The sequence below is a fragment of the Allobosea sp. CER48 genome, assembly GCF_044752385.1.
In the GTDB taxonomy this organism is placed as follows: Bacteria; Pseudomonadota; Alphaproteobacteria; order Rhizobiales; family Beijerinckiaceae; genus Allobosea.
Map to the genome: position 1 here is coordinate 1 of NZ_JBIWYK010000507.1, position 2,072 is coordinate 2,072.

Consider the following 2,072-nt stretch of genomic DNA (forward strand, 5'->3'; position numbering starts at 1 on the left):
GCGGCGCAGATCCGCGATGTCGTCGGTATCATCGAGGCCGTCGCGCGCCAGACGAATCTGCTGGCGCTCAACGCCACGATCGAGGCGGCTCGCGCGGGCTCGCACGGGCGGGGCTTCGCTGTCGTTGCCGCCGAGGTGAAGACGCTGGCGAACCAGGCTTCGGCGGCGGCCTCGCGGATCGTGCATCGCATCGAGCAGGCGGACGAAGCCTTGTCCCACGCAGCCGAGGCGGTTTCGACGATCGGCGCCAGCGTTGCGGCGGTCGAGCAGACCGGGACCGAGATCGCGACCATGGTGAGCTCGCATGTCGAATTGCTCGGCGCGCTCGGGGATACGGTCGGGCGCATCTCGAACGTCACCGCGACGGCCGCGATCGCGATGTCGGAGATCGCCGCGGCCAATCTGCAGACCGTCGGACAGGCCGATATGGGCGCGCAGAGCGCCGGCGAGCTCGACCGGCGGATCAATGCGCTGCAGCTGGAGGCCGGGGCCTTCGTCCGACGCCTGCGCGCGGCCTGAGGCGGTTCCGGCATTGCCGGGCTTGCGTTTGGCGCGCGACTCGGCCCCATCTGGGCCATGCCCTTTTCGACGATTCCCTCGCGATGAGCTGGTCGCCCCAGCAGGATGCGGCATTGACCGCCGTGGCGCGCTGGCTGCAGGCCGGGCAGCCGCAGCTGTTCCGGATGTTCGGCTATGCCGGCACGGGAAAGACGACGCTCGCGCGCCATATCGCCGAGGCTGTCGATGGCGAGGTCGTTTTCGCCGCCTATACCGGCAAGGCGGCGCTGGTGCTGCGCAACAAGGGCTGCCACGGCGCGCAGACCATCCACTCGCTGATCTATCGCTCGCGTGGGGTGGAGGAGGAGAGCCCGACCTTCGTGCTCAACCGGGAGAGCGCAGCTGCCAAGGCCAAGCTCATCATCATCGACGAGTGCTCGATGGTGGACGAGGATCTGGGGCGGGACCTGCTCTCCTTCGGCACGCCGGTGCTGGTGCTGGGCGATCCCGCGCAGCTGCCGCCGGTCAAGGGCGGCGGGTTCTTCACCGAGCAGGAGCCCGACGTGATGCTGACCGAGGTGCATCGGCAGGCGGCCGACAACCCGATCGTGCGGATGTCGATGATCGTGCGCGAGGGCGGGCGGCTCGACTATGGCGATTACGGCCCGAGCCGGGTGATCCGGCGCGACGAGGTCAATCCCGAAATCGTCATGACGGCGGACCAAGTGCTCGTCGGCATGAACAAGACGCGCCGAAACTACAACGCCCGAATTCGCCAGCTGATGGGGCGCACCGACAACAGTCCCGTCGCCGGCGAGAAGCTGGTCTGCCTGCGCAACGACAAGAGCAAGGGGCTGCTCAATGGCGGCGCCTGGATCGTGCAGGAGATCAAGACCTCGAAGAAGGGGCTGGTCACCATGCGGGTGACGCCGGAGGACGATACCGGCGCCAAGGCCGTCAAGGTCTCGGTGTTGCCGAACTTCTTCGACGGTACCGAGGAAGAAGTGCCCTGGGAGCTGCGCAAGCACACCGATGAATTCACCTTCGGCTACGCGCTGACGGTGCATAAGTCGCAGGGTTCGCAATGGGACGATGTCGTGCTCTTCGACGAGAGCTTCGCCTTCCGCGAGCATCGGGCGCGTTGGCTTTATACCGGGCTGACGCGCGCGGCCGAGACGATCACGGTGGTGATGTAGCGGCGTCGCTGCTCAGTCGACGATGCCGTCGCGGTTCTCGATCGCCATCAGGGTCGCAGTCAGCAATGCGACGAGCCGCTCCTTGCCGTCATTCTCCGCGAAGACCTCGGCTTGCGCGAGGGTCAGCGTCCGGCCGCCCTTGACCACCTTGCCGCGCGCGATCAGGCGTTGGCCCATCGCCGGCGACAGCAGGTTGATCTTGAACTCGGCCGTGAGCACGCCCCGGCCTGGCGGCATCGTGCTGAGGGCGGCATAGCCGGCGGCCGTGTCGGCGATCGAACTCACCGCGCCGGCATGGACGAAGCCGTGCTGCTGCGAGATTTCGGGGCTGGGGGCCAGCGCGATCTCGACCTGCCCATGGGAGGCGTGGAGGAGGCT

Annotated in this window: 3 protein-coding genes; 2 read left to right on the forward strand and 1 reads right to left on the reverse strand. The window is 67.6% G+C overall.

Annotation, left to right across the window (positions count from 1 at the left end):
• Both ACIPIA_RS14900 and ACIPIA_RS14905 read left to right on the forward strand, forming a co-directional pair.
• Positions 1 to 519, forward strand: a 519-nt coding sequence (locus ACIPIA_RS14900) for a methyl-accepting chemotaxis protein (RefSeq protein ID WP_400510676.1), incomplete at its 5' end; no start/stop codon positions are given.
• An 83-nt stretch (positions 520 to 602) separates the two neighbouring features.
• A complete protein-coding gene (locus ACIPIA_RS14905; RefSeq protein WP_400510678.1) occupies positions 603 to 1,694 on the forward strand; it encodes an ATP-dependent DNA helicase in 1,092 nt (363 codons plus the stop codon).
• A 12-nt stretch (positions 1,695 to 1,706) separates the two neighbouring features.
• Here ACIPIA_RS14905 and ACIPIA_RS14910 read toward each other — a convergent pair.
• On the reverse strand, positions 1,707 to 2,072 hold a 366-nt coding region (locus ACIPIA_RS14910; RefSeq protein WP_400510680.1), incomplete at its 5' end, for a PaaI family thioesterase.